General features: G+C 61.5%; 2 protein-coding genes and 2 pseudogenes. 2 read left to right on the top strand and 2 right to left on the bottom strand.

Annotation, left to right across the window (positions count from 1 at the left end):
- Positions 1–96 precede the first annotated feature (96 nt).
- Positions 97–1,303: pseudogene (locus tag EOA24_RS35055) on the top strand (IS3 family transposase).
- A 13-nt stretch (positions 1,304–1,316) separates the two neighbouring features.
- Here EOA24_RS35055 and EOA24_RS35050 read toward each other — a convergent pair.
- Both EOA24_RS35050 and EOA24_RS42090 read right to left on the bottom strand, forming a co-directional pair.
- Positions 1,317–1,434, bottom strand: a pseudogene (locus EOA24_RS35050) (transposase); the annotation flags it as partial.
- Positions 1,418–1,591, bottom strand: a complete 174-nt coding sequence (locus EOA24_RS42090; RefSeq protein ID WP_167512160.1) for a hypothetical protein — start codon at positions 1,589–1,591, stop codon at positions 1,418–1,420. The pseudogene EOA24_RS35050 and the gene EOA24_RS42090, both read right to left, overlap by 17 nt.
- A 335-nt stretch (positions 1,592–1,926) precedes the next feature.
- Between EOA24_RS42090 and EOA24_RS35045 the strand changes: the two genes are divergently transcribed.
- A partial coding sequence (locus EOA24_RS35045) for a 7-cyano-7-deazaguanine synthase (RefSeq protein WP_133374791.1) occupies positions 1,927–2,211 on the top strand: 285 nt, incomplete at its 3' end.

Raw genomic sequence — 2,211 nt, 5'->3', positions numbered from 1 at the left:
GCCTGGAATATACGTTCCTCCATCCGGCGCGCTGACCTTGCCCCTGTGATCTAATCCGGTTTGAAGTTCGTTCTGGCCCATCGAGAGGACCAGGCCATGAAGCGCAGCCGCTTCTCTGAAGAGCAGATCATCGGAATTTTGAAGGAGCATGAGGCCGGGGTGTCGGTCGCCGATCTGTGTCGGAAGCACGGCGTCAGCGATGCTTCGATCTACAACTGGAAGGCCCGCTTCGGCGGGATGGATGTCCCCGAGGCTCGGCGACTGAAGGCGCTGGAGGACGAGAACACGCGGCTGAAGCGGCTTCTGGCCGACGCCATGCTCGACAATGCCGCGCTGAAGGATCTCGTGGGAAAGAAATGGTAACGCCCGCGGCCAAGCGGAAAGCTGTCGCTCACCTGAGGGAAGGCTTCGGGATGAGCGAACGACGGGCGTGTAAAGCCATCGGCTGTTGCCGCATGACGGTTCGCTACGAGACCAGCAGGCCGGACGACCGCGAGGTTCGCGAGCGGATGAAGGCGATCGCGCAGGAGCGTCGCCGGTTCGGCTACCGGCGTCTTCTCGTGATGCTGAGGCGGGAGGGCCTGGTCGTGAACCACAAGAAGCTGTTCCGGCTCTATCGGGAGGAGAAGCTCGCCGTTCGCCGCCGTGGCGGCCGCAAGCGGGCGATCGGGACCAGGGCGCCGATGCTGGTGCCGCTGAGGCCCGACGAGCGCTGGTCGCTCGACTTCGTATCGGACCAGCTCACCGACGGGCGCCGCTTCCGCATCCTGGCCGTCGTCGACGACTGCACGAGAGAGTGCCTGGCACTCATCGTTGATACGTCGCTCTCGGGCATGCGGGTTGCCCGCGAACTGGACCGGCTCATCACCAGCGCGGCCGGCCGAGGATGATCGTCAGCGACAATGGCAGCGAGTTCACCTCCAACGCCATCCTCGCCTGGGCAGATCAGAACCGCGTCGAATGGCATTACATTGCGCCGGGCAAGCCGATGCAGAATGGCTTCATCGAGAGCTTCAACGGCCGACTGCGCGATGAACTGCTCAACGAGACGCTGTTTACCTCGCTGGCTCAGGCGCGCGTAGCCATCGCCCTGTGGCACGCCGACTACAACACCGCGCGGCCGCACTCCCAAATCGCCTGGCAGACCCCGGCCAAGTTCGCCAGCACCTTCAATCCGCGACGGTCGCTCGCGCTGCGCTATGCCAAAGGCTCCGCGCCAGCGCCCGTCGCTTCACCCGCCCAGCAGGGCACAACCCACGCCGGAAACGAACTCAAAACTGCTGGGGCAACGTCAGTCCCATAGAGCCTTGATGGTCGGCCTTTGCTCGCAGCAGCGCCTTAGGTTGGGCGAAGGCGTTCTCAATCGGATTGAAGTCGGGACTGTAGGGCGGCAGGTAGAGCAGGCTCGCCTGCGGCCTCAATCGCGCCGCGCAGGGTTCTCCAGGCGGATGTCGCCAATGTCAAATTTGCTGGCATCCATGTCGCCCTCGCTTTCTGGTTCGAGATCGGAAAATCGCCGAATAATCAGCACATCAACCTGCGCCTGAAGGAGCTCACTGCCACTTTCGGCTGGCGGGGTGTGCCGCCCCACAATTAGAATGTCAATTGTCGTGCCAACCGCACAAGCGAAGGCCAGAAAGCCAACATGTGTTCTGCGGCTTAATTAAGAGTCAGCCGATGTCGGCCGAACATCACCTTGTCTCGAAGTCGACGATCCGACAGCAGATTGCGAAAGTTGGCGCGATGCGAAACAAACTGCTGAAGCGCTCAACTTTTATTGATCACGCGTGTTGGACGCGACGCACTCCCGTTCCAATCGGGCTGAGCGCAAATTCTCCCGGTTCACAAAACTGAGTCGCTGGAGTAGTGGGGGCGCAGAGAAATCTCCGGTCGCAGCCTTACCCGGTCAAAACAAGGATACCAATGATGAAGACTCTCGCCGTCTGCTCTGGCGGATTGGACTCCGTTTCCCTTGCTCACATGGTGGCAGCGGAGCACGAACTCACCGGCCTTCTATCTTTCGACTATGGCCAACGGCACAGGAAGGAATTGGGCTTCGCCGCTCTTTGCGCGCAGCGACTGAAGGTCCCGCACCAGATCATCGACATCGGCGAAATTGGCCGTGGCCTTTCCGGCTCAGCGCTGACTAGCAGTATCGACGTGCCGGACGGCCACTACGCCGAAGACACGATGAAGATTACGGTGGTGCCG

The organism is Mesorhizobium sp. M2A.F.Ca.ET.039.01.1.1, from assembly GCF_003998035.1.
In the GTDB taxonomy this organism is placed as follows: domain Bacteria; phylum Pseudomonadota; class Alphaproteobacteria; order Rhizobiales; family Rhizobiaceae; genus Mesorhizobium.
The sequence above is the reverse complement of the archived record's forward strand: the minus strand, read 5'-3'. Positions and strand labels throughout refer to the sequence as shown.